General features: G+C 50.8%; 24 protein-coding genes. 11 read left to right on the top strand and 13 right to left on the bottom strand.

Features of this window, described 5'->3' with window-relative positions:
- Nucleotides 1–3 precede the first annotated feature (3 nt).
- Nucleotides 4–1,074 carry a dihydroxyacetone kinase subunit DhaK gene (gene dhaK, locus C7B16_RS10960; protein ID WP_000733746.1) on the bottom strand — a complete coding sequence of 357 codons (1,071 nt, stop codon included), beginning with the start codon at nt 1,072–1,074 and terminating at the stop codon, nt 4–6.
- A gap of 226 nt (nt 1,075–1,300) precedes the next feature.
- Here dhaK and dhaR point away from each other — a divergent pair, with 226 nt between their 5' ends.
- On the top strand, nt 1,301–3,220 hold the full coding sequence (gene dhaR, locus C7B16_RS10965) for a dihydroxyacetone kinase operon transcriptional regulator DhaR (protein WP_001516533.1): 1,920 nt from the start codon (nt 1,301–1,303) through the stop codon (nt 3,218–3,220).
- A 37-nt stretch (nt 3,221–3,257) separates the two neighbouring features.
- Here dhaR and C7B16_RS10970 read toward each other — a convergent pair whose 3' ends face one another.
- The 3 genes from C7B16_RS10970 to pth all read right to left on the bottom strand — a co-directional run bounded on the left by C7B16_RS10970 (nt 3,258) and on the right by pth (nt 5,424).
- Nucleotides 3,258–3,440 carry a hypothetical protein gene (locus C7B16_RS10970; RefSeq protein WP_016248797.1) on the bottom strand — a complete coding sequence of 61 codons (183 nt, stop codon included), beginning with the start codon at nt 3,438–3,440 and terminating at the stop codon, nt 3,258–3,260.
- A 191-nt stretch (nt 3,441–3,631) separates the two neighbouring features.
- Nucleotides 3,632–4,723 carry a redox-regulated ATPase YchF gene (gene ychF, locus C7B16_RS10975; RefSeq protein ID WP_000505858.1) on the bottom strand — a complete coding sequence of 364 codons (1,092 nt, stop codon included), beginning with the start codon at nt 4,721–4,723 and terminating at the stop codon, nt 3,632–3,634.
- 116 nt (nt 4,724–4,839) lie between these two features.
- The gene (gene pth / locus C7B16_RS10980) at nt 4,840–5,424 is read right to left on the bottom strand and encodes an aminoacyl-tRNA hydrolase (RefSeq protein ID WP_000152932.1); all 585 of its coding nucleotides are present in this window, start codon (nt 5,422–5,424) and stop codon (nt 4,840–4,842) included.
- 276 nt (nt 5,425–5,700) lie between these two features.
- Here pth and ychH point away from each other — a divergent pair, with 276 nt between their 5' ends.
- Complete coding sequence (ychH, locus tag C7B16_RS10985) at nt 5,701–5,979, top strand: stress-induced protein YchH (RefSeq protein WP_000823885.1); 279 nt, start codon at nt 5,701–5,703, stop codon at nt 5,977–5,979.
- Between the two features lie 59 nt (nt 5,980–6,038).
- On the opposite strand, the gene dauA is transcribed toward ychH, so the two are convergent.
- The 4 genes from dauA to lolB form a co-directional block, all read right to left on the bottom strand.
- Nucleotides 6,039–7,718 carry a C4-dicarboxylic acid transporter DauA gene (gene dauA / locus C7B16_RS10990; RefSeq protein WP_107179699.1) on the bottom strand — a complete coding sequence of 560 codons (1,680 nt, stop codon included), beginning with the start codon at nt 7,716–7,718 and terminating at the stop codon, nt 6,039–6,041.
- 124 nt (nt 7,719–7,842) lie between these two features.
- Nucleotides 7,843–8,790 carry a ribose-phosphate diphosphokinase gene (prs, locus tag C7B16_RS11000; protein WP_001516529.1) on the bottom strand — a complete coding sequence of 316 codons (948 nt, stop codon included), beginning with the start codon at nt 8,788–8,790 and terminating at the stop codon, nt 7,843–7,845.
- A 150-nt stretch (nt 8,791–8,940) separates the two neighbouring features.
- Nucleotides 8,941–9,792 (bottom strand): 4-(cytidine 5'-diphospho)-2-C-methyl-D-erythritol kinase, encoded by an 852-nt coding sequence (gene ispE, locus C7B16_RS11010; RefSeq protein ID WP_001516528.1) that lies wholly within the window; start codon nt 9,790–9,792, stop codon nt 8,941–8,943.
- Nucleotides 9,792–10,415 carry a lipoprotein insertase outer membrane protein LolB gene (gene lolB, locus C7B16_RS11015; RefSeq protein ID WP_001130692.1) on the bottom strand — a complete coding sequence of 208 codons (624 nt, stop codon included), beginning with the start codon at nt 10,413–10,415 and terminating at the stop codon, nt 9,792–9,794. Before lolB ends, ispE begins: the two co-directional genes overlap by 1 nt.
- Before the next feature lie 213 nt (nt 10,416–10,628).
- On the opposite strand from lolB, the gene hemA reads away from it, so the two are divergent.
- Genes hemA through kdsA form a run of 6 tightly spaced genes read left to right on the top strand, consistent with a single transcriptional unit; the run spans nt 10,629 to nt 15,934 of the window.
- Nucleotides 10,629–11,885 (top strand): glutamyl-tRNA reductase, encoded by a 1,257-nt coding sequence (gene hemA / locus C7B16_RS11020; RefSeq protein ID WP_001516527.1) that lies wholly within the window; start codon nt 10,629–10,631, stop codon nt 11,883–11,885.
- Between the two features lie 41 nt (nt 11,886–11,926).
- A complete protein-coding gene (gene prfA / locus C7B16_RS11025; protein ID WP_107179700.1) occupies nt 11,927–13,009 on the top strand; it encodes a peptide chain release factor 1 in 1,083 nt (360 codons plus the stop codon).
- Entirely contained in the window at nt 13,009–13,842 is an 834-nt protein-coding gene (gene prmC / locus C7B16_RS11030; RefSeq protein ID WP_061090499.1) for a peptide chain release factor N(5)-glutamine methyltransferase, read from the top strand. The genes prfA and prmC overlap by 1 nt, the downstream gene beginning before the upstream one ends.
- Nucleotides 13,839–14,231, top strand: a complete 393-nt coding sequence (gene sirB2, locus C7B16_RS11035) for an invasion regulator SirB2 (RefSeq protein WP_000200357.1) — start codon at nt 13,839–13,841, stop codon at nt 14,229–14,231. The genes prmC and sirB2 overlap by 4 nt, the downstream gene beginning before the upstream one ends.
- Nucleotides 14,232–14,234: 3 nt before the next feature.
- Nucleotides 14,235–15,044: an invasion regulator SirB1 gene (gene sirB1 / locus C7B16_RS11040; protein ID WP_001257034.1), complete on the top strand. Its 810-nt coding sequence runs from the start codon at nt 14,235–14,237 to the stop codon at nt 15,042–15,044.
- 35 nt (nt 15,045–15,079) lie between these two features.
- The gene (kdsA, locus tag C7B16_RS11045) at nt 15,080–15,934 is read left to right on the top strand and encodes a 3-deoxy-8-phosphooctulonate synthase (RefSeq protein ID WP_000811071.1); all 855 of its coding nucleotides are present in this window, start codon (nt 15,080–15,082) and stop codon (nt 15,932–15,934) included.
- Nucleotides 15,935–16,113: 179 nt separating this feature from the next.
- On the opposite strand, the gene C7B16_RS11050 is transcribed toward kdsA, so the two are convergent.
- On the bottom strand, nt 16,114–16,221 hold the full coding sequence (locus tag C7B16_RS11050) for a type I toxin-antitoxin system toxin Ldr family protein (protein WP_032141347.1): 108 nt from the start codon (nt 16,219–16,221) through the stop codon (nt 16,114–16,116).
- 408 nt (nt 16,222–16,629) lie between these two features.
- A complete protein-coding gene (gene chaA / locus C7B16_RS11055; protein WP_001516524.1) occupies nt 16,630–17,730 on the bottom strand; it encodes a sodium-potassium/proton antiporter ChaA in 1,101 nt (366 codons plus the stop codon).
- Nucleotides 17,731–17,998: 268 nt separating this feature from the next.
- Here chaA and chaB point away from each other — a divergent pair, with 268 nt between their 5' ends.
- Together chaB and C7B16_RS11065 are read left to right on the top strand one after the other, a co-directional pair.
- Complete coding sequence (chaB, locus tag C7B16_RS11060; RefSeq protein ID WP_001146437.1) at nt 17,999–18,229, top strand: putative cation transport regulator ChaB; 231 nt, start codon at nt 17,999–18,001, stop codon at nt 18,227–18,229.
- Nucleotides 18,230–18,386: 157 nt separating this feature from the next.
- Complete coding sequence (locus C7B16_RS11065) at nt 18,387–19,013, top strand: gamma-glutamylcyclotransferase (protein WP_107179701.1); 627 nt, start codon at nt 18,387–18,389, stop codon at nt 19,011–19,013.
- A 43-nt stretch (nt 19,014–19,056) separates the two neighbouring features.
- Here the strand turns inward: C7B16_RS11065 and ychN are convergent, their stop codons facing one another.
- Entirely contained in the window at nt 19,057–19,410 is a 354-nt protein-coding gene (ychN, locus tag C7B16_RS11070) for a DsrE/F sulfur relay family protein YchN (RefSeq protein ID WP_001516522.1), read from the bottom strand.
- A 183-nt stretch (nt 19,411–19,593) separates the two neighbouring features.
- Between ychN and C7B16_RS11075 the strand changes: the two genes are divergently transcribed.
- The gene (locus tag C7B16_RS11075) at nt 19,594–20,988 is read left to right on the top strand and encodes a YchO/YchP family invasin (protein WP_000087125.1); all 1,395 of its coding nucleotides are present in this window, start codon (nt 19,594–19,596) and stop codon (nt 20,986–20,988) included.
- Here the strand turns inward: C7B16_RS11075 and narL are convergent, their stop codons facing one another.
- Complete coding sequence (narL, locus tag C7B16_RS11080; RefSeq protein WP_000070491.1) at nt 20,989–21,639, bottom strand: two-component system response regulator NarL; 651 nt, start codon at nt 21,637–21,639, stop codon at nt 20,989–20,991.
- Nucleotides 21,632–23,428, bottom strand: coding sequence for a nitrate/nitrite two-component system sensor histidine kinase NarX (narX, locus tag C7B16_RS11085; RefSeq protein WP_107179702.1), 1,797 nt, complete (start codon nt 23,426–23,428; stop codon nt 21,632–21,634). Before narX ends, narL begins: the two co-directional genes overlap by 8 nt.
- Between the last annotated feature and the right edge of the window lie 299 nt (nt 23,429–23,727).

Genomic DNA, 23,727 nt, shown 5'->3' on the forward strand with positions numbered 1-23,727 from the left:
TCCTTATTTACCCCAGTTGAGTGCCGGGGTATGGACCGGGGCGTCCCATAGTGCCAACATTTCGTCATCAACTTTCAGTAAGGTGATAGAAAAGCCGGACATATCCAGTGAGGTGCAGTACGCGCCAATTAAATTACGCTCGATAGTCAAACCCGCTTGCTGACAACGCGTGGTCAGGCGGTTATAGACGCCGTATAGCTCAGAAAGCGGTGTGGCACCAAGATTGTTGACCAGTGCAATCACCCGATCGCCAGACTGTAGCGGCTGTTTGGTTTGCGTCTGTTCCAGCCAGTTTCCTTGTTGATAATCCCAGAAACGCAGCGTGCGATGATATGCGCCATTTTCCAGCAGGGTATCGAACATTTCATCGACGGTTTGATTAAGGGAAGAGAAGGGGCGACGGTCAATACCTGGTTCACCATGAATGCCAACGCCAAACTCCATCTCATTATCCGCCAACGTAAAAGACGGTTTGCCTGCGGCAGGAACGGTACAGGCACCGAGGGCGATACCAATTGAGTGACCCTGATTATTCAACTTACGCCCCAGTTCTGCACAGGCGTCCAGTGAGTCGCCACGTTCCGCCGCCGCACCCACCAGTTTTTCAATTAATACCGTGTTGGCAACGCCGCGCCGCCCGGCGGTGTAAAGACTGTCTTTCACCGCAACGTCGTCATCGACAACCACTGTGGTGACTTTTACGCCGCTGTCGTGCAGTAATTCTGTTGCTGTTTCGAAGTTAAGAATATCGCCGGTGTAATTTTTGATAATCAGCAGCACACCTTCGCCGCCATCAATTTGCATGGCGCATTCAAAGATTTTGTCTGGCGTCGGAGAGGTGAATATTTCGCCAGGACATGCCCCCGAGAGCATTCCCTGGCCGATATAACCGCAGTGCATCGGCTCGTGTCCGCTGCCGCCGCCCGACAGTAGAGCGACTTTTCCTGCAACGGGTGCATCAGCTCGGGTGACATACAGTGGGTCCTGATGCAGCGTCAGCGAAGGATGGGCTTTCGCCAGCCCTGCCAGTTGTTCGTTCAGTACGTCTTGCACATCATTGATCAATTTTTTCATTATTTTGCTCCAGCATTTACGGTAGGGCATGGATGATGTTCAACGATACGGCGACCACTGACTGCCGATGAATCCATTGTGCATCAGGCAAGGGAAAAGAAAATTAACCCAAATTGCGTTTCATAATGGAACATATGCTTTAATGAATGTTTCATATTGAAACTTGGATGTGTCTTAATACTAAAAATTGCGAGCCGGAACACCTTTTGTCATAAGTGAGCGGAATATGAATGGCGGTTTTAACGACGATAGCCGGGGGCTTTCTCCCTTAATTGCAGCCTCCTGGGAGCGATGCTGTAAGCTGATGAAACGGGAGTTATGGAGCAAACCGCACCAGGCACAGGGCGTAACATTTGCTTCTATTTGTCGGCGTAAAAAGGCGATGCTGACGCTCGGGCAAGCGGCGCTGGAAGATGCCTGGGAATATATGGCACCCCGAGAGTGCGCCCTGTTTATCCTTGATGAAACGGCCTGCATTCTTAGCCGTTATGGGGATCCGCAGACGTTGCGCCAGCTCAGTCTGCTGGGATTCAGCGACGGTACATATTGTGCTGAAGGGATCATTGGCACTTGTGCATTATCGTTAGCGGCTATCTCCGGTCAGGCTGTGAAAACGAAGGCCGATCAACATTTTAAGCAGATGCTTTGGGATTGGGCATTTTGTGCAACGCCACTGTTTGACAGCAAAGGGCGATTGACGGGGACGATAGCCCTGGCGTGTCCGGCTGAACAATCAACGGCAGCCGATTTGCCGTTGACGCTGGCAATTGCTCGCGAGGTGGGGAATTTACTGCTGACGGACAGTTTGCTTGCTGAAACTAATCGGCATTTAAATCAGCTTAACGCCCTGTTAGAAAGTATGGACGATGGGGTGATTAGCTGGGACGAGCAGGGTAATTTGCAATTTATCAATGCTCAGGCGGCGCGTGTTTTGCGTCTGGACGCGACGGCAAGTCAGGGCAAGGCGATCACTGAACTGTTAACGTTACCCGCCGTTTTGCAACAGGCAATAAAACAGGCGCATCCGCTCAAACATGTGGAAGCGACCTTTGAAAGCCAGCATCAGTTTATTGATGCGGTCATTACCCTTAAACCGATAATAGAAACGCAGGGAACCAGCTTTATTCTGTTGCTGCATCCGGTGGAACAGATGCGGCAATTGATGACCAGTCAATTAGGCAAAGTTAGTCATACATTTGCCCATATGCCGCAGGACGATCCGCAAACCCGCCGCTTGATTCATTTTGGCCGTCAGGCGGCGCGCAGCAGTTTTCCTGTTCTACTTTGTGGGGAAGAGGGCGTTGGTAAAGCCCTGTTAAGTCAGGCAATTCATAATGAAAGCGAGCGGGCAGCAGGGCCTTATATCGCCGTCAATTGCGAGTTATACGGTGATGCGACGCTGGCGGACGAGCTTATTGGCAGCGATCGCCCGGAGAACGAAAATGGTCGCCTGAGTCGGCTGGAACTGGCGCACGGCGGCACGTTGTTTCTTGAAAAAATTGAATATCTGGCAGTGGAGTTACAGTCTGCTTTATTACAGGTTATCAAGCAGGGGGTTATCACGCGGCTGGATGCGCGGCGTTTAATACCGATTGATGTCAAAGTCATTGCTACAACGACCGCGGATCTGGCAATGCTGGTGGAACAAAATCGCTTTAGCCGGCAACTTTATTACGCGCTGCATGCGTTTGAAATTACTATCCCGCCGCTGCGTATGCGGCGCGGCAGTATTCCGGCGTTGGTGAATAACAAGCTGCGCAATCTCGAAAAACGTTTCTCAACCCGCCTGAAAATTGATGACGATGCGCTTGCCCGCCTGGTTTCTTGTGCATGGCCCGGCAATGATTTTGAACTGTACAGCGTCATCGAGAACCTTGCCCTGAGCAGCGATAACGGGCGAATTCGCATCAGTGATTTGCCTGAACATCTGTTTACCGAACAGGCGACAGATGATGTCAGCGCCACACGTCTTTCAACCAGTCTGTCATTTGCGGAAGTCGAAAAAGAGGCAATTATTAATGCAGCTCAGGTTACGGGCGGACGTATTCAGGAAATGTCTGCATTACTGGGGATTGGTCGCACTACGCTGTGGCGAAAAATGAAGCAACATGGCATTGATGCGAGTCAGTTCAAACGCCGTGGATAGTGGGAGAGTATGTACTCTCCCGTCTATGACTTACTAATTAATAGCGACTATGACCAGGGCTGCCATGATTTGGCCCACCATTTGAGGGGGGCATTGGCTTACCGGAGGCCGCAGGGCCACGAGGGCCATCGCTGTGGCGGTGATGATGGTGAGGAACACAAGCACTTAACAGGCTGGCGAAGACAATTGCTAACAGGCTGAAGGTAAATGTTTTTTTCATGACAAACTCTTGAACGGTTAATGCACTGTGATTGTTATCACATAAAAGCCATATTGTTAATATTGCCAGGAGTCTGATTATGAATTTCGGTAACTCAGAATTGGAAGTAGCAGCGTAGCAGGTAAAAAAAAAAGCCATTATGTGCAACTCACATAATGGCTCATTATTAACCGCTCGGGTATTACGCGGAATTAGACGTTGAACAGGAAGTTCATCACATCGCCATCTTTAACGATGTAATCTTTACCTTCTGCACGCATTTTGCCCGCTTCTTTCGCGCCTTGTTCACCTTTGTAAGTGATGAAATCTTCAAACGAGATGGTTTGTGCACGGATAAAGCCTTTTTCAAAATCGGTGTGGATTTTGCCAGCAGCCTGCGGAGCCGTTGCACCAACCGGAATGGTCCATGCGCGCACTTCTTTCACCCCAGCGGTGAAGTAAGTTTGCAGATTCAGCAGTTTATAACCAGCACGGATCACACGGTTCAGACCCGGCTCTTCCAGTCCCAGTTCCTGCATAAACTCGTCACGTTCTTCGTCGTCCAGTTCGGCAATGTCTGCTTCAACAGCAGCACAAACCGGAACCACGATAGAGCCTTCTTTCGCCGCAATCTCACGCACCTGGTCAAGATACGGGTTGTTTTCAAAACCGTCTTCGTTGACGTTGGCGATGTACATCGTCGGTTTCAGAGTCAGGAAGCTCAGGTAACGAATAGCCGCTTTCTCTTCTGCGCTTAAATCCAGCGCGCGCAGCATACCTGCGTTTTCTAGCTGTGGCAGACATTTTTCCAGAACCGCCAGTTCGGCTTTCGCGTCTTTATCGCCACCTTTGGCCTTCTTCTGTACGCGATGAATTGCACGTTCACAGGTGTCGAGATCCGCCAGTGCCAGTTCGGTATTGATAACGTCAATATCGTCCGCCGGGTTAACTTTGCCGGAAACGTGGATGATATTGTCATTTTCAAAGCAACGAACAACGTGGCCGATCGCTTCGGTTTCACGGATGTTGGTCAGGAACTGGTTACCCAGACCTTCACCTTTCGACGCGCCTTTTACCAGACCGGCGATATCGACAAATTCCATGGTGGTGGGAAGCGTGCGCTGCGGTTTTACGATTTCAGCCAGTTGATCCAGGCGTGGATCGGGCATTGGTACGACGCCGGTGTTCGGCTCGATGGTGCAGAATGGAAAGTTGGCCGCTTCAATACCGGCTTTGGTCAGCGCGTTGAACAGGGTAGATTTCCCGACGTTGGGCAAACCGACGATACCGCATTTGAATCCCATGATTTAAATCACCTTAATATCTTAATAATCAACCTGTTATCGTAAACAGATTGTAGAAATGGAAATAACTTTGCCTATTATACACGGCACTCGGCAAAAATGCCGCAGACAACGACTTATTGCGCTTTAAAGGCGTGCAATCGGTTCGTTGCTTTGGTCAGGCCATCTGTAAACCACATTTCAGTACAACGTGCCGCTTCGTCGATGGCGTCATCAATTAACTTCTGTTCACTAACAGGTGGTTTGCCTAACACAAAGCCGACAACTTTGTTTTTATCGCCCGGATGACCAATTCCGATGCGTAAACGGTGAAAGTTAGGGTTATTACCTAATTTACTGATGATGTCTTTCAGTCCATTGTGACCACCGTGGCCACCGCCCAATTTAAATTTGGCGACGCCAGGAGGCAGATCCAGTTCGTCGTGGGCGACCAGAATTTCATCCGGGTTAATGCGGAAAAAACTGGCCATCGCTGCGACTGCTTTGCCGCTGAGATTCATAAATGTAGTCGGGACTAACAGGCGGACATCTTCTCCTCCGAGAGTCACTCGTGAGGTATAACCGAAGAATTTAGCTTCTTCCCGTAGAGGGGCGCGTAAACGCTCCGCCAGTAAGTCAACGAACCAGGCACCAGCATTATGTCGCGTTGCTGCATATTCAGCGCCGGGGTTCGCCAGGCCGACAATCAATTTAATCGTCACGTTTTTTGTCCTGAGTGAGTACATAACTGGCGCGTAGTTTACTGGTTGCGGCCCCGCTTGACAAAAAACAGCGCCTTATATGCTGACAACACAATAATTGCCTCTACAGACTATTAGAAAGTCAGGGTGTTCAGATGGTTATTTGTAAAGTTTTGTTGAAATAAAGGGGGTAATTGTGATCACACCCGCACATAAGCCACAGGGTGTTGTCTATACTTTACACATAAGGATGAGGGGTATTCCCTGTTACAACCCAGAAAGTTCCGGAGGTGACATATGAAACGCAAAAACGCTTCGTTACTCGGTAACGTGCTCATGGGGTTGGGTCTGGTGGTGATGGTGGTTGGCGTGGGGTATTCAATCCTCAACCAGTTACCACAGTTTAATATGCCCCAGTATTTCGCACATGGTGCAGTGCTGAGTATTTTCGTCGGTGCCATTCTCTGGCTGGCGGGTGCCCGTGTTGGTGGGCATGAACAGGTGTGCGACCGTTACTGGTGGGTTCGCCACTATGACAAACGTTGCCGCCGTAGCGATAATCGTCGTCATAGCTAATGTATAATGCAGTTTACTGACCAGTCAGTTTGCGCTGACTGGTCAATTTAATGCCTTTCTTACAGATCAGCCATCGCTGCGCTGCGATTCGGGAAGAACGCCAGGCGTCCCGGAATCGGTTGAATACCGGATCGAGCCATTGTGCGCAGAGGCTGAAATTCCACGTTACACACGCGCAGTTCACACCCTTCAGGCAGTCGCTTCACAAAACGCTGGAACGCATCAAGACCACCGGCATCAAGCACCGGAACGGCATCCCACTTCAGAATAACAATTCGTTTTCCTTCCAGACGTGATTCCAGTTCAGTGAACAGACCTTCAGCCGCAGCGAAAAACAGCGGGCCGATAACACGCAGAACCAGTACATCGTCAGGCACGTCTACTGCTACCGGAGCCAGGCGAGTCATACGGGCGATACGGCGCATAAACAGCAGCGATGCCAGCACGATCCCTACGCTGATGGCAATAACCATATCAAACAGCACGGTCAGTGACATGCACAGCAGCATGACGATGATGTCATCCTTCGGCGCATGACGCAGCAAATCGACCACTTTATGCGCTTCACTCATGTTCCACGCCACCATCAGCAGCAGGGCAGCCATGGCGGAAAGCGGCAGCCAGGAAAGCAGCGGTGCCAGTACCAGCAGGGCAAGAATAACCAGAATAGAGTGAATTACCGCCGAGATGGGGGAAGTCGCCCCGGCACGGACGTTAGCGGCAGAACGCGCGATCGCGGCTGTAGCGGTAATACCGCCAAAGAATGGGGCAATGATATTCCCCAGCCCCTGGCCGACCAGCTCACTATTCGCTTTGTGTTTCGTCCCGGTCATACCATCCAGTACCACAGCGCAGAGCAGAGATTCAATCGCCCCGAGCATTGCCATTGAGAATGCTGCAGGCAGAAGAGTGCGAATGGAGTCCCAGCTTAGCGTGAATTCTGAATTGGGCAGATCCCACGGTAGCACCAACTGCGGCAGCAGTTGCGGGATACCGTTACCCTGGGAGCCATCGGCCAGAACGTAGTGGAATTGCGAGCCGATGGTAGCAACATGCTCGCCGAGCAGGTTAACAATTCCCATCACCGCACAACCGGCCAGCAATGCTGGAAGGTGACCAGGTAAACGGATGCCCAGGCGCGGCCAGAAAATCAGGATCCCAAGCGTAACAATACCAATTGCGGCATCACCCACGTTAATCGTCGGCAGCGCCATAAATAATGCGCCAACTTTTTGCAGATAATGTTCCGGGACATGAGCCATTTGCAGACCGAGAAAATCTTTAATCTGCATCGTACCGATGGTGATCCCGATACCCGAGGTGAAGCCTAAGGTAACGGAAACCGGAATATACTCAATCAGGCGGCCAAAGCGTGCCAGCCCCATCAGGATCAAAAAGATCCCAGACAACAATGTCGCAACCAGCAGGCCTGCCAGTCCAAACTGTTGCGAAACAGGATAGAGAATTACCACAAATGCCGCAGTCGGACCGGAGACGCTAAAGCGCGACCCACCCGTCAGAGCAATGACAATCCCTGCAACAGCAGCGGTGTATAAACCGTACTGTGGAGCTACGCCACTGCCAATTGCTAACGCCATCGCCAGCGGAATAGCAATAATCCCGACGGTAATCCCGGCAATCAGGTCACGGGTAAACCGTGCGGCAGTGTATTTTTCTTTCCAGCAAGCGTCGATCAGAGCGCGGAAAGGCATCACATGTGAGGAGAATATTTTGTTCACAATAATGTTTCATCCGTGAGCGCATCATCTGTCAACTAAATGGCAGGTGAAGGAGGCATAGGTCATACAAATGGATATTACAGACAAAAAAACCCGCCGCAGCGGGTCTTTGAGCCGGGTTCGATTAATGTTCGAACATAGCAGAGATCGATTCTTCGTTGCTGATACGACGAATCGCTTCGGCCAGCATACCTGACAGGGTCAGAGTACGCACGTTCGGCAGTAATTTGATTTCATCGCTCAGCGGAATAGTATCGCAGACAACGACTTCATCAATTACAGAGTTACGCAGGTTGTTCGCCGCGTTGCCAGAGAAGATCGGGTGAGTCGCATACGCAAATACACGTTTAGCACCACGTTCTTTCAGCGCTTCAGCAGCTTTACACAGCGTACCGCCAGTGTCGATCATGTCATCGACCAGTACGCAGTCACGACCTGCAACGTCACCGATGATATGCATCACCTGGGAAACGTTCGCACGCGGACGACGTTTATCGATGATTGCCATATCGGTATCGTTCAACAGCTTAGCGATAGCGCGGGCACGCACAACGCCGCCGATGTCCGGAGAAACCACAATCGGGTTATCCAGATTCAGCTGCAGCATGTCTTCCAGCAGGATCGGGCTACCAAATACGTTATCAACCGGAACGTCGAAGAAACCCTGAATCTGTTCAGCGTGCAGATCCACTGTCAGCACACGGTCAACACCGACGCTGGAGAGGAAGTCTGCAACCACTTTCGCAGTGATTGGTACACGAGCGGAACGGACGCGACGGTCCTGGCGCGCATAGCCAAAGTAGGGGATAACAGCGGTGATACGACCTGCGGAAGCACGACGCAGGGCATCAACCATAACGACTAATTCCATCAGGTTGTCGTTAGTAGGGGCACAAGTGGACTGGATGATGAAAATATCACCACCGCGTACATTTTCGTTGATTTGTACGCTGACTTCGCCGTCGCTAAAGCGACCTACAGCGGCGTCGCCGAGTGAAGTGTACAGGCGGTTGGCAATACGTTGTGCTAGTTCCGGGGTGGCGTTACCAGCAAAAAGCTTCATATCAGGCACGAGAAGAACCTCAGGCATGCGTCCATTGGTGGAAAGAATCTGCCGAAAACTGTGCGGGCCAGGCAATATTCTTTCCAGGCGGTGTATTAAAGAGCGCGATGCAACGTCTGGAACAAGGTGACGTTGTCACCGAAACTCAGCTTGCCCGGCTTAAAGCATGGCTCTGTGCAATGGGGAAAGGTTGACGCCTTTCGCCACAAAGCCATTGAGCCATTCCGGGGCTTGCTCTAGCACCTGGCGGGCTTCAGACTCTGTATCAAATTCAGCAAAGACACAGGCCCCTGTCCCAGTCAGGCGCGACGGGGCGTATTCTAACAGCCAGGAAAGCACCGCATCAACCTCGCGAAAACGTTTTCTTGCGATAACCTCGCAATCATTGCTAAATTCACATTTTAGCAACGTTTCTATTGACCTTTTCGGCGTGTTGCGCGGGAGTTCGGGATCTTTAAAAATTACCGGTGTCGGAATACTCACACCAGGGTGCGCTACCAGATACCATTTTTCTGGCGGATCCACCGGTGTTAATATTTCGCCAACGCCTTCGGCAAAAGCAGCATGACCACGCACAAAGACAGGCACATCAGCGCCCAGCGTCAGCCCCATTTTCGCCAGCTCCTCGATGCTGAGTCCACATTGCCAGAGATGATTTAACGCCACCAGAACAGTCGCGGCATTGGATGAACCGCCGCCCAGACCACCGCCCATCGGCAAACGCTTGTCAATACTGATATCTGCACCGCTTCCCGCCGGAAGACGCCCGCTGGCGGCTGCTGTTTTCATCAGCAAGCGTGCCGCGCGAACAATCAGGTTATCTTCGTTTTCCACGCCTTCAACGGGCGTTAACAGGCGAATTTCCCCATCGTCACGAAGTTCAATGTTGATGGTGTCGCCGTAATCAAGAAACTGAAACAGCGTTTGCAACGTGTGGTAGCCGTCCGCACGCTGACCGGTAATGTATAAAAACAGATTAAGTTTTGCCGGAGAAGGCCACTGAGTCCGCATTATTTCACTATCCAGTTATCCATTTTTAACTTGATGCGCTGACCGCCGTCGGTGAGCTCCATATTGGCAGGCATCGCGGGTTGCGTTTTAGTGTCATAACCACCGTATACCACTTTCCAGTTTTTGCCGTTCTGGCTGTAGGTGATTTCACTCAGGCGATATTGATCGTCCAGTTTGTAGTCGGTCGCGTCTCCCGGCAAACCTAAAATCCACTGACGCAGACTATTGAGCGGTATTGGCATTCCGGTCAATTTGCCTATCATCTCTTCGGCATCATCAGCGGTGTAGCGCTGGCCTTTGTTATCCACTAACTGCACGTTACCTGGTTGCGCATTCAGCTCCAGCTCGGTGCTGCCCAATGGGTTAGTCAGCAGCAGACGGTAACGATCCTGACCGGTTTGCTGCCAGAAAAAGCGGGCGTAGACTTTCTGTTGATCGGAAATATAAGCAAACGCACCGCGAGTCTGATACTGATTAAGATTACGAACGTCTTGCTGATGCTGACGCCACTGTGGCGAATCCGGGCTTTTGCCTGGACCTTTGGGCGTGGTAACGGAACAGGCAGTGAGCACGAGGGCTGCCAGCGGTAGCAGGCGGATAAGACGAAAATCGGGCAGGGGCATAATGATGACAAGTCCTTGAGATACGTTGCAGTTATAACCCTTAATGCTAGCGTTACCGTCCGCTATCGTCTATGTTCAAGTTGTCTTAATTGCCAGAATCTAACGGGTTTCGGCAATTACTCCAAAAGGGGGCGCTCTCTTTTATTGATCCCGCGCATCCTGTATGATGCGAGCAGACTAACCATATCAACGTTGGTATTATTTCCCGCAGACATGACCCTTTTAGCACTCGGTATCAACCATAAAACGGCACCTGTATCGCTGCGAGAACGTGTATCGTTTTCGCCGGATAAGCTCGATCAGGCGCTGGACAGCCTGCTCGCGCAGCCGATGGTGCAGGGCGGCGTGGTGCTGTCGACGTGTAACCGCACAGAACTTTATCTTAGCGTTGAAGAACAGGATAACCTGCAAGAGGCGCTTATTCGCTGGTTGTGCGATTACCATAATCTTAATGAAGAAGATCTGCGTAATAGCCTCTACTGGCATCAGGATAACGATGCGGTTAGCCACTTAATGCGTGTCGCCAGTGGTCTGGATTCACTGGTTCTGGGCGAGCCGCAAATTCTCGGCCAGGTGAAAAAAGCGTTTGCCGATTCGCAAAAAGGCCATATGAAGGCGAGCGAACTGGAGCGCATGTTCCAGAAATCTTTTTCTGTAGCGAAACGCGTTCGTACCGAAACAGATATTGGTGCCAGTGCCGTGTCTGTCGCTTTTGCGGCTTGTACACTGGCGCGACAGATCTTTGAATCACTCTCTACGGTGACGGTATTACTGGTGGGGGCGGGCGAAACTATTGAGCTGGTGGCACGTCATCTGCGCGAACATAAAGTGCAGAAGATGATTATCGCCAACCGTACTCGCGAACGAGCACAAATTTTGGCAGATGAAGTTGGCGCGGAAGTGATTGCATTGAGCGACATCGATGAACGTCTGCGTGAAGCCGATATCATCATTAGTTCTACCGCCAGCCCATTGCCGATCATCGGTAAAGGCATGGTGGAGCGTGCATTAAAAAGCCGTCGCAATCAACCGATGCTGCTGGTGGATATTGCCGTTCCGCGCGATGTCGAGCCGGAAGTCGGCAAACTGGCGAACGCCTACCTTTACAGCGTTGATGATCTGCAAAGCATCATTTCGCACAATCTGGCACAGCGTAAAGCTGCCGCCGTGGAGGCGGAAACCATCGTCGCTCAGGAAGCCAGCGAATTTATGGCGTGGCTGCGTGCACAAAGCGCCAGTGAAACCATTCGCGATTATCGCAGTCAGGCAGAGCAGGTTCGCGATGAGTTAACCGCCAAAGCGTTAGCGGCTCTTGAACAAGGCGGCGACGCGCAAGCCATTATGCAGGATCTGGCATGGAAACTGACTAACCGCCTGATCCATGCGCCAACGAAATCACTCCAACAGGCCGCCCGTGACGGGGATAACGAACGCCTGAATATTCTGCGCGACAGCCTCGGGCTGGAGTAGCAGTACATCATTTTCTTTTTTTACAGGGTGCATTTACGCCTATGAAGCCTTCTATCGTTGCCAAACTGGAAGCCCTGCATGAACGCCATGAAGAAGTTCAGGCATTGCTGGGTGATGCGCAAACCATCGCTGACCAGGATCGTTTTCGCGCATTATCTCGTGAATATGCGCAGTTAAGTGATGTTTCGCGCTGTTTCACCGACTGGCAACAAGTGCAGGAAGATATCGAAACCGCACAGATGATGCTCGACGATCCAGAAATGCGTGAGATGGCGCAGGATGAACTGCGCGAAGCGAAAGAGAAAAGCGAGCAACTGGAACAACAACTTCAGGTTCTTTTGCTGCCAAAAGATCCTGATGACGAACGCAACGCCTTCCTCGAAGTGCGCGCCGGAACCGGCGGCGATGAAGCCGCGTTGTTTGCTGGCGATCTGTTCCGCATGTACAGCCGCTACGCGGAAACCCGTCGCTGGCGTGTGGAAATCATGAGCGCCAGTGAGGGTGAACATGGTGGTTATAAAGAGATCATTGCTAAAATCAGCGGCGATGGTGTGTATGGTCGGTTGAAATTTGAATCCGGTGGTCATCGCGTGCAGCGTGTCCCTGCTACGGAATCGCAGGGGCGGATCCATACTTCTGCTTGTACCGTTGCTGTAATGCCGGAACTGCCAGAAGCGGAACTGCCAGATATCAACCCGGCGGATTTGCGCATTGATACTTTCCGCTCTTCAGGAGCGGGAGGTCAGCACGTTAACACCACCGATTCGGCAATCCGTATTACCTACTTGCCGACCGGCATCGTTGTTGAATGTCAGGATGAACGTTCACAGCATAAAAACAAAGCGAAGGCGCTTTCAGTGCTCGGTGCTCGCATCCATGCGGCGGAAATGGCAAAACGCCAGCAGGCGGAAGCCTCGACCCGCCGTAACCTGCTGGGGAGTGGCGATCGCAGCGACCGTAACCGTACCTATAACTTCCCACAGGGGCGCGTCACCGATCACCGTATCAACCTGACGCTCTACCGTCTGGATGAAGTGATGGAAGGTAAGCTGGATATGCTGATTGAACCGATTATTCAGGAACATCAGGCTGACCAACTTGCGGCGTTGTCCGAGCAAGAATAATGGAATATCAACAATGGTTGCGCGAAGCAATAAACCAACTTCAGGCGAGTGAAAGCCCGCGGCGCGATGCTGAAATTTTGTTGGAACATGTTACCGGCAAGGGACGCACTTACATTCTCGCCTTTGGTGAAACGCACCTGACTGACGAGCAACGAGAGCAACTCGACGCGCTGCTGGAGCGTCGTCGCGCCGGTGAACCCGTTGCTCATTTAACCGGTGTGCGTGAATTCTGGTCGTTGCCGTTGTTTGTTTCGCCAGCGACTTTGATTCCTCGTCCGGACACCGAATGTCTGGTAGAACAGGCGCTGACACGCTTGCCTGAACGGCCTTGTCGCATTCTCGATCTTGGTACTGGCACCGGGGCGATAGCCCTGGCATTGGCCAGTGAACGCCCGGATTGTGATGTTACGGCGGTTGACCGAATGCCTGATGCAGTTGCCCTTGCAAAGCGCAATGCACAGCATCTGGCGATTAAAAATATCCATATCCTGCAAAGCGATTGGTTTAGTGCACTTGACGAGCAGCAGTTTGCGATGATTGTTAGCAATCCACCGTATATCGACGAGCAGGATCCACATCTTCAACAAGGCGATGTCCGCTTTGAGCCGTTGTCGGCGCTGGTTGCGGCAGACAGCGGTATGGCTGATATCGTTCACATCATCGAACAGTCGCGTAATGCACTCGCATCCGGCGGATTTCTGCTTCTGGAACATGGCTGGCAGCAGGGTGAAGTGGTGCGGCAGGCATTTATGCAGGCGGGTTATCGTGATGTCGAAACCTGTCGTGACTACGGTGATAACGAGCGCGTGACGCTTGGTCGCTATTATCGATGACAAGTTTCAACACGCTGCTTTGCGTTCATCTCATCAGTATCGTGCTTTCTGTCGGCTTTTTAGCCCTGCGTTTTTGGTTACGCTACCAGGAGCATTCACTGGCATTTGCTCGCTGGACGCGAGTATTGCCGCCAGTTATTGATACAGTGTTATTGTTCAGCGGCGTTGCGCTGATGGCTAAAGCGCACATCCTGCCATTTTCCGGGCAGGCACAATGGCTGACTGAAAAGCTGTTTGGAGTTATCATTTATATCGTTTTGGGTTTTATTGCTCTCGATTACCGTCGGGTGCACAGTCAGCAGGTGCGCATTATTACCTTCCCGCTGGCGCTGGTGGTGCTGTACATCATCATTAAACTCGCCACCACAAAAGTACCGTTACTGGGGTAAGTCATGAGATCGTTAGCTGATTTCGAATTTAATAAAGCGCCGCTGTGCGAAGGCATGATCCTGGCTTGCGAAGCAATCCGCCGCGATTTTCCCTCGCAAGATGTATACGACGAACTGGAGCGTCTCGTTAGTCTGGCGAAGGAAGAAATTAACCAGCTTCTACCTTTAGAAGAGCAGTTGGAAAAATTGATCGCGCTGTTTTACGGCGAATGGGGGTTTAAAGCCTCACGCGGTGTTTATCGCCTCTCCGATGCTTTATGGCTTGACCATGTGTTGAAGAACAGGCAGGGCAGTGCGGTATCGTTAGGTGCCATTTTGTTGTGGGTCGCTAATCGTCTCGATTTGCCGCTACTGCCGGTGATTTTCCCGACGCAGCTTATTTTGCGCATTGAATGTTCGGATGGCGAAATTTGGCTGATTAACCCTTTTAACGGTGAATCGTTAAGCGAACATATGCTGGATATATGGTTAAAGGGAAATATCAGCCCATCTGCGGAACTGTTTTATGAAGACCTGGATGAAGCAGATAACATTGAGGTTATCCGCAAGCTGTTGGATACGCTGAAAGCATCACTGATGGAAGAAAACCAGATGGAACTTGCATTACGCACCAGCGAAGCCTTGTTACAGTTCAACCCGGAAGATCCGTATGAAATTCGCGATCGCGGGTTGATTTATGCGCAACTGGATTGCGAACACGTTGCGTTGAATGATTTAAGTTATTTCGTTGAACAGTGTCCGGAAGACCCGATCAGCGAAATGATCCGTGCGCAAATTAATAACATCGCGCATAAACATATTGTGCTGCATTAATTAATCGACATTTTACTTAAGATTAAGGCGATCCTATGAAACAAAAAGTGGTTAGCATTGGCGACATCAACGTAGCAAATGACCTGCCGTTCGTGCTGTTTGGCGGTATGAACGTGCTGGAATCCCGCGATCTGGCGATGCGCATTTGCGAGCACTACGTAACCGTGACCCAGAAATTGGGTATCCCTTACGTGTTCAAAGCCTCTTTTGACAAAGCCAACCGCTCCTCCATCCACTCTTATCGTGGGCCGGGCCTGGAAGAAGGGATGAAAATCTTCCAGGAGCTGAAGCAAACTTTTGGCGTAAAAATTATCACCGACGTTCACGAGCCAAGCCAGGCACAGCCTGTTGCTGATGTTGTGGATGTGATTCAGCTACCGGCGTTTCTTGCTCGCCAGACCGATCTGGTGGAAGCCATGGCGAAAACTGGTGCGGTAATTAACGTCAAGAAACCACAGTTTGTCAGCCCAGGCCAGATGGGTAACATCGTTGATAAATTCAAAGAAGGCGGCAACGAAAAAGTTATTCTTTGCGATCGTGGCGCTAACTTCGGTTATGACAACCTGGTTGTCGATATGCTGGGCTTCAGCGTAATGAAGAAAGTGTCTGGCAACTCGCCGGTAATTTTCGACGTTACCCACGCACTGCAATGCCGCGATCCGTTTGGTGCAGCTTCCGGTGGTCGTCGTGCCCAGGTGGCCGAACTGGCACGTGCCGGTATGGCAGTAGGTCTGGCTGGTTTGTTTATTGAAGCGCATCCGGATCCGGAACATGCGAAATGCGATGGTCCATCCGCGCTGCCGCTGGCGAAACTGGAACCATTCCTCAAGCAGATGAAAGCAATTGATGAGCTGGTTAAAGGTTTCGAAGAACTCGATACCAGCAAGTAATCTTTTTGCTTAAAAACAAAAGCCTTAGCGTTTTGGCTGCACCCCAAAAGTTGGACACCCAACTGATTAAGGTGCAGTTTTTTATGGGCAAAGGATACAAAAAAGGCCGCAGGTTGTTACTCCTGCGGCCGGTTTCGGGCGCATATTGCCATCACGGCAGCCTGACACCCGTCTTCACCTTATTTCCGGTTACGCCACCAGCCGACAATCGCTGCGGTGATAATTCCCGCAAGGATCGGTGCTGCCAGGTCGTGCCAGAAAGTTATGGCAAACTGCGCGAGCGTCATATAGCCGCCTTTTTGTTGTAATGACAACGTTTTGCGGCTATTCTTGAAGTGTCTGGTTTCAAGATTAGCCCCCGTTCTGTTGTCAGGTTTGACCTCTCAACGTGCGGGGGTTTTCTCTTTCCAGCAACCAATGCCGCCAGGGATAAAGCCCCCACAACATTGCGCCTCACCGGATAACTCCGGCTTGGCGTGGATACTACACTTCAAGTTTTCTTTACTTCACCCCTGAAACGTTCGTAATGAAGAGTACATTCCGGATTTTCACCAACTGTTGCAGTGATTTCGTGCAAGCGGTGGCACAGGCTCGCAATTCTGATTAATGAATTACTCAGGAAGGTCAAAAGAGATGAAACACGGAGGGATTTTTCTTATCTCCCCCGATCTCTGTCATCAGGGGAGATATCAATGTCAGGCAAATATCGTCATCAAATAGGCGGCAAACAGAGCCAGATGCGCTGCGCCGTTGAGGACGTTAGTACGCCCGGTGGAGAATGAGATATGACACAGTACTAAAGAGGCCACCATCACCACCATCTCCGGTGCACCAAGAGCAAACTGCAATTCGTTGCCCGTCAGAAAGGCGATCAGCGTTACGACAGGTACGGTCAGTGAAATTGTCGCTAATACCGAACCAAAGAACAGATTCATCGCACGCTGGACCTGGTTGTTTAATACGGCTTTTAACGCCCCTAAACCTTCCGGCGAAAGAATCAACAGTGCCACCAGGAAACCGGTAAAGGCCACCGGGGCATTCATGCTGGTGAGGAGCGTTTCCAGTGGGCTGGCGTTCATTTTGGTGACTGCAATCACCGCTATCAGATGGATAATCAACCAGACAGCATGCCACAGACTGCTATGGGCAGACGGTTTGCCGTGGTGCGGATCGTCATCATCGCTGTCATCCTCGTGCTCATAGACAAACAGACTCTGGTGCGTTTTGGTCTGAATCAGCAAAAATACGCCGTACATTGCCGCGGAAATTAAAGCCACCAGTAACGCCTGACCGGTTGAGAAATTCGCCGCAGGCAGAGCCATCGGGAATACCAGCACAATAATTGCCAGCGGAAACAGGGCGATCAAATACTGTTTAATACCAAACAGATTCATATATTGGGTGGCAAATTTGCGTCCGCCCAACAGTAATGAAAAACCAACCAGCCCACCGGTAACAATCATAATGATTGAATAGAGCGTATCTCGCATTAACGTCGGCGCGGCATCGCCGGTCGCCATTAAGGCTGAGATCAGACTGACTTCAAGAATAACCACTGAAAGGCTAAGAATAAGAGAACCATAAGGTTCACCCAGGCGATGCGCTAATACGTCAGCATGACGGACAACACTAAAGGCACTGCTTAAAATACCAATAAGCGCAAGAAGGTTGATGGCAATGACCACTGGTAGTGTCTGAGCGCTTCCCCACAGGAACAGCACCACCAGCGCCAGAACCGGGAAAATAAGCGAGGTCTCCTTGTGGCGGGTTTTTACCGCCTCGTGAGCATTTGTCATTATGGTTATCCCTTTGCAGATGAATTTGTCGGAAATGTAATAAATCGGTGGAAAAAATAACAGAAAGTGTCTGGATATCGGTAACATTTTACGAAATTTTACCCCGCTGCCGCTTTTTTACTCTTTGGGGGATAAAAATAATCAACGCGTTTAGCCAATGTTTGTATTAGCGTCTCTTAAGAAGATTCTAACGTGGGAATTCTTATACGCTGGCAAGCGTGGGTATTGTTGACCACACTTAAAGTTCACCTTTAAAAAGGAGTCAATAATGCCGTATAAAACAAAAAGCGATCTGCCAGAAAATGTAAAACACGTTCTACCGTCTCATGCCCAGGATATCTATAAAGAGGCATTCAACAGCGCCTGGGATCAATATAAAGATAAAGAAGATCGGCGTGATGACGCCAGTCGTGAAGAGACAGCGCATAAAGTGGCCTGGTCCGCAGTGAAACATGAATATGCCAAAGGGGATGATGATAAATGGCATAAAAAAGAGTAATCCCCGGAGATGAACTAAAGCTATTCGTGCGGCGTCGCCTTGCAAGTGGTCTGAGAAATGCATATTGTCCCGAGAGTGGTTTCAAAATGAGCAGTAAAAATGTCCGGAAGACACCAATAAGTTGTCGCAAGGAAGTATGCAGTGGCGGAGGTATAAGGTGATAACGCGTGATTTCTTAATGAATGCCGATTGTAAAACGGCATTTGGTGCCATTGAAGAATCACTCTTATGGTCAGCAGAACAACGGGCGGCCTCGCTGGCGGCGACGCTGGAGTTTATCGAGTCGTGTACCGGTACGTTGGTTGGGTGGCACCGGGCGTTTTGTCTGCGTCTGACCGCGGGGCGCGGGACAGTGCACCAGCCGGGACGGATGCTTGCTCTGAAAGAGGGCGGTCGCACCACAGGGGTGGCGTATCGCTTACCGGAAGGGGCGCTCGAGCAGGAACTGACTTTGCTGTGGAAGCGGGAGATGATTACTGGCTGTTATCTGCCAACCTGGTGCCAGCTTGATCTTGATGACGGGCGCACAGTAAACGCACTGGTATTTATTATGGATCCACGGCATCCAGAATATGAATCCGACACTCGTGCTCAGGTCATCGCGCCGTTGATTGCGGCAGCGAGCGGTCCGCTGGGAACCAACGCACAATACCTGTTTTCACTGGAACAAGAGCTTATCAAGCTGGGGATGCAGGATGACGGGTTAAATGATTTGCTGGTGTCGGTGAAAAAACTGCTGGCGGATAATTTTCCGGAGGGTGTGTTACGGCCAGGATTTGCCTGATGAAACATCTGTCATAGTGGGGCGTCGGACGCCCCGCCAGACATTAAAATGTGAGCACTTTATCGGCTGCCAGCGTCCATTGCGCCAGTTCGATCAGGGTGCCAATTTCAACCCCGTCAATCAGCGGAAGTGGGCTGATGCCGCGACCATCGGTGCAGGTCTTGCACAGTTTCACGGGTACATTTTGCGCCGTGAGGATCTCCAGCATTTGCTGAATATTGTAGCCTTCCCCTGGTTTTTGTCCGCGCAATCCGGCAGTGACCGCATCAGACATCAGAAACAGACGCAGATCCAGGTCGCTCTTCTGCTCTCGTAGCGCAATGGCCAGCCGCAGGCTGTTAAATAAGGATTCACTCCCGTAGGGGGCTCCATTGGCAACGATCACGATTTTTTGCATTATTCACTCCTGTATTCAGAGAATTAGACTTTCTATTTATATCTTACTGTTTTTGTGCTGTCTGACCAATTTGCCGCATTTTTAGGATTTTCCATAAAGCGTGAGAAAGTACGAGAAAAGTTACCAGTAATCGTTATTCTATAAAGTAATGAGTGTTCATTTTTATCGGAAACTACTGACGTTTTGAGCCGTATCGTCTTTCGTGTTATCCCGCTTTTTTTACTCTTGCTGCTGGCAGGCGGTATGGCTGATGCACAGCCATCCTTTGAGCAGCAATCGGCAAATCCTTTTGATAACGATAATGATGGTCTGCCGGATTTAGGAATGGCACCGGAAAATCATGACGGTGAAAAACACTTCGCTGAAATTGTGAAAGATTTTGGTGAAACCAGTATGACTGATAACGGTCAGGATACAGGCGAACAAGCGAAAGCCTTTGCGCTGGGAAAAGTCCGTGATGCGCTTAGCCAGCAGGTTAATCAGCATGTAGAATCCTGGCTTTCGCCGTGGGGGAACGCCAGTGTTGACGTCAAAGTGGATAACGAAGGACATTTCACCGGAAGTCGGGGAAGCTGGTTTGTACCGTTGCTGGATAACGAGCGCTATCTCACATGGAGCCAGGTTGGACTGACCCAGCAGGACGATGGTCTGGTAAGTAATCTTGGCGTGGGTCAACGCTGGAAGCATGGCTCGTGGTTGATGGGATACAACACGTTTTATGACAACTTGTTGGATGAAAATCTTCAGCGGGCAGGCTTTGGCGCTGAAGCCTGGGGAGAATATCTGCGCCTGTCGGCAAATTATTATCAGCCTTTTGCCTCATGGCGTGAACAGACAGCTTCGCTTGAGCAACGTATGGCGCGCGGTTACGATCTGACCGCCCGAATGCGAATGCCGTTTTACCAACATATCAACACCAGCGTCAGCGTCGAACAATATTTTGGCCAGAGTGTTGATCTGTTTAACTCTGGCACGGGGTATCACAATCCAGTTGCCTTGAGTCTGGGGCTAAATTACACACCTGTGCCACTCGTCACAGTGACCGCCCAGCATAAACAAGGCGAAAGTGGAGAACGCCAAAATAACCTCGGACTGAATATTAACTACCGTTTTGGCGTGCCGCTCAATAAACAACTGTCTGCTGGTGAAGTTGCGGAAAGTCAGTCGCTGCGCGGTAGTCGCTATGACAATCCGCAGCGAAATAATTTGCCGGTTATTGAGTATCATCAGCGTAAAACTTTAACGGTGTTTCTGGCGACGCCGCCCTGGGATCTTAAACCCGGCGAATCTGTACCGCTGAAATTACAAATCCACAGTCGTTACGGTATTCGCCAATTGATCTGGCAGGGAGATACGCAGATGTTAAGTCTGACGTCGGGAGCAACTGCCAACAGTACGGATGGCTGGACGCTGATCATGCCGGACTGGCAGAGCGGGGAAGGGGCGAGCAATCACTGGCGATTGTCGGTGGTGGTGGAAGATAACCAGGGACAGCGTGTCTCCTCCAATGAGATCACGCTAACGCTTGCCGAACCTTTCGATGCGATGGCAAAGGACGAACTGCGCTGGGAACCATAATCAGAAAATACGTTCCTGATGCACCCATACCGCGGCTTCCACACGAGATTTGAGCTTCATTTTTTTCAGCATGTGCTTCACATGTACTTTTACCGTGCTTTCTGTGATGTCCAGGCGGCGGGCAATCATCTTATTCGGTAAGCCCTGAGCAATCAGCTTCAGAATATCGCGCTCGCGCGGCGTTAACTGGTTGACGTCGCGTTCAGTAGTCGCGCGGTTAGCACGCAGGCTGGCGGCCAGAACGGGGGTTAACGCCTCGCTTAATACCATTTCGCCAGCAGCAGCCTGATGTAACGCTTTCAACAGATCTTCCGGCTCCATATCTTTTAACAGATAGCCATCTGCGCCGCGTTTCAGGGCGGTGACCACGTCCTCTTCATGGTTAGAGACGCTGAATACCACAATGCGACCGGATAAAGATTTTTCACGCAGTTTATCCAGCGTTTCCAGACCGTTCATGCCGGGCATATTCAGATCAAGCAGAATCAGATCCGGATCGAGAGATTCCGCCAGTTCAATACCCTGCTCGCCATTACTTGCTTCGCCAACCACGGTGATATCGGGGGCCATGCTGATAAGCTGTTTTACGCCAGTTCGCAGCATCGGGTGATCGTCGATCAGCAGGATAGTAGCCGGTTCCTGATTACTCATGGGTATCTCCTTGGACGTCTGTGAAATTTTTTTCGGGAATAAAAGTGACCACCACTTCGGTGCCACCTGATTCACGACGGCGGACGCGGCAGTCGCCACGCAGACTTTGCGCACGGTCACGCATAATTATCATGCCGTAGTGATTGCTGCGGATGGTATTTTCAGGCACTCCGCAGCCGTTATCCTGGACGGTCAGTTTGACCTGATTATCGTTTTGCGCCACTGTTACCACGACCTCGCTCGCTTGCGAATGTTTGAGGGCGTTACTTAATGCCTCACGGGCAATTTGCAACAGATGGATTGCCTGATGCGAAGGCACCAGGCGCGGTGGCAATTGGTAATCCAGCTTCACCGGAAAGCCAAATTTGGCGCTGTATTCTTCACAACTTGCTTCCAGTGCCGGGCGTAACCCCGGTTCGGTGAGCTGTAAACGGAATGTGGTGAGCAGCTCACGCAACTGCGCCCAGGAAGCATTCAGTTCGTTACGGATCTGGCTTAACAGGTCGCGGCTGCTTTCTGGCAGCGCGTCGCCTTGCATCTGTAAACAACTCACCTGCATCTTCATGCAAGAGAGAGATTGGGCAATAGAATCATGCAGTTCGCGCGCAATGGTGGCACGCTCTTCCATCACGATCAACTGCTGCTGGCGTTCCTGATGGCGATCCAGTGCCAGAGTGGCGGTTAATTGCTCAACCAGCGTATCCACCAGTTGCTGTTGATCATGGCTTAGATGGCGACCCTGCGGCAGAGTCGCCAGCAAAATTCCGTACTGCATATGAGAATCGGTCAGTCGCCATTTCAGGGTCGTGCCGCGATCGCCAACAGGTAATACGCCGCGCGGGCAGAGTTGGCAGCCTTTGTCGTCGCAGGTCATATCCGACTGGCAGGTGAACTCCTGATGGTTCTCTTCATCTTCAGTGTCATACACCCGCAGTTCGATATCACGCAGTAGGGTTAAATTTTGTAAGCCGTTGAGTACGGGAGACAGGCGTTCACACAGCGGGGCGCGAGAATGCAAACGACGGTTAGCCTGCCACAAAAAAGAGAGGATCTGATTTTTATGTTCCAGACCGGCGGTTTTTTCCCGTACTCGCTGCTCAAGTACGGCATAACTCTCTGCCAGTTCCGCAGACATATTGTTCAGCGCTGTTCCTAACATCGCCATTTCATTGCGACCGCTGATATGTGCCCGCTGGCTAAAATCACGGTGACTTACCGCACTCGCCATCACCAGCAATTGCCGCCACGGTTGCAGCAGTCGCGCTCGCAGCCAGATAATGGTGAAGACCAAGAGCAATGTCATAAACACCGCCATCACCCGGTGGACCATCACTACCGTCTCAATGCGCATTTCAGTGGTGTGATCAAAACCTGAGACTAACTGATCCAGCCCGGCAACAAACTGACTGACGTCTGCCGATACGGTTTCTCTGGTTTGCGCACGTAATAGTCCTGGAACGAGTTCATTGCGCCAGTACTCCTGCAAACTTTTTAGTTGTTCCTGTTGCCCGTCGCGTTCTGCGGCACGGCTTAATTCTGGGCTAAAGGCGGTTTGCTCCATCTCTTTTAGCAACGGCGTGTCTTTCTCGCTTAATGGCACCGCTGCCAGCAGGCGGTAACTTTGCATACGCAGCGATCCTGCTTTGTTGATGGCATGAGCGCTGCCCTGAACGCCTTGCACCAGCCAGCCAGAAACAGCCATCCCCGCCAGTCCAATGGCGGTAGAAAGCAAAACAATAAGCGCAACCTGATTGACCAGGGTGAGCGGAGAGAGACAACGTTTAAGCATGTAAACCTCTTCCTTCAGGCTTTGAATGAGCAATAACCTTAATGAATGTGATGATACATTCTGAAATGGCATTATTCTCAGCTATTGGCTGAAGTATACCCATACCCGGAAAGAGTTACTCCTTATTTGCCGTGTGGTTAGGCGTTTTACATCAGTAAGGGTAGGGATTTTACAGCGCCGTGAAAAATCTCATAATTTTTATGAAATCTCTGTACTCACTATGGGTAATGATAAATATCAATGATAGATAAAGTTATATTGTCGTTTGATTTATATCAAATTACCTTTAGCTACAGCCA

The sequence above is a fragment of the Escherichia sp. 20412-1 genome, from assembly GCF_003027595.1.
Taxonomy (GTDB): domain Bacteria; phylum Pseudomonadota; class Gammaproteobacteria; order Enterobacterales; family Enterobacteriaceae; genus Escherichia; species Escherichia marmotae.

Coding starts and splice junctions, on each gene's coding strand:
- ychN (WP_001516522.1), bottom strand. CDS start 19,410: ATGCAAAAAATCGTGATCGTTGCCAATGGAGCCCCCTACGGGAGTGAA.
- prmC (WP_061090499.1), top strand. CDS start 13,009: ATGGAATATCAACAATGGTTGCGCGAAGCAATAAACCAACTTCAGGCG.
- narX (WP_107179702.1), bottom strand. CDS start 23,428: ATGCTTAAACGTTGTCTCTCTCCGCTCACCCTGGTCAATCAGGTTGCG.
- sirB2 (WP_000200357.1), top strand. CDS start 13,839: ATGACAAGTTTCAACACGCTGCTTTGCGTTCATCTCATCAGTATCGTG.
- chaB (WP_001146437.1), top strand. CDS start 17,999: ATGCCGTATAAAACAAAAAGCGATCTGCCAGAAAATGTAAAACACGTT.
- chaA (WP_001516524.1), bottom strand. CDS start 17,730: ATGACAAATGCTCACGAGGCGGTAAAAACCCGCCACAAGGAGACCTCG.
- dhaR (WP_001516533.1), top strand. CDS start 1,301: ATGAATGGCGGTTTTAACGACGATAGCCGGGGGCTTTCTCCCTTAATT.
- ispE (WP_001516528.1), bottom strand. CDS start 9,792: ATGCGGACTCAGTGGCCTTCTCCGGCAAAACTTAATCTGTTTTTATAC.
- hemA (WP_001516527.1), top strand. CDS start 10,629: ATGACCCTTTTAGCACTCGGTATCAACCATAAAACGGCACCTGTATCG.
- prfA (WP_107179700.1), top strand. CDS start 11,927: ATGAAGCCTTCTATCGTTGCCAAACTGGAAGCCCTGCATGAACGCCAT.
- kdsA (WP_000811071.1), top strand. CDS start 15,080: ATGAAACAAAAAGTGGTTAGCATTGGCGACATCAACGTAGCAAATGAC.
- sirB1 (WP_001257034.1), top strand. CDS start 14,235: ATGAGATCGTTAGCTGATTTCGAATTTAATAAAGCGCCGCTGTGCGAA.
- lolB (WP_001130692.1), bottom strand. CDS start 10,415: ATGCCCCTGCCCGATTTTCGTCTTATCCGCCTGCTACCGCTGGCAGCC.
- dhaK (WP_000733746.1), bottom strand. CDS start 1,074: ATGAAAAAATTGATCAATGATGTGCAAGACGTACTGAACGAACAACTG.
- ychF (WP_000505858.1), bottom strand. CDS start 4,723: ATGGGATTCAAATGCGGTATCGTCGGTTTGCCCAACGTCGGGAAATCT.
- C7B16_RS11050 (WP_032141347.1), bottom strand. CDS start 16,221: ATGACGCTCGCGCAGTTTGCCATAACTTTCTGGCACGACCTGGCAGCA.
- ychH (WP_000823885.1), top strand. CDS start 5,701: ATGAAACGCAAAAACGCTTCGTTACTCGGTAACGTGCTCATGGGGTTG.
- C7B16_RS10970 (WP_016248797.1), bottom strand. CDS start 3,440: ATGAAAAAAACATTTACCTTCAGCCTGTTAGCAATTGTCTTCGCCAGC.
- narL (WP_000070491.1), bottom strand. CDS start 21,639: ATGAGTAATCAGGAACCGGCTACTATCCTGCTGATCGACGATCACCCG.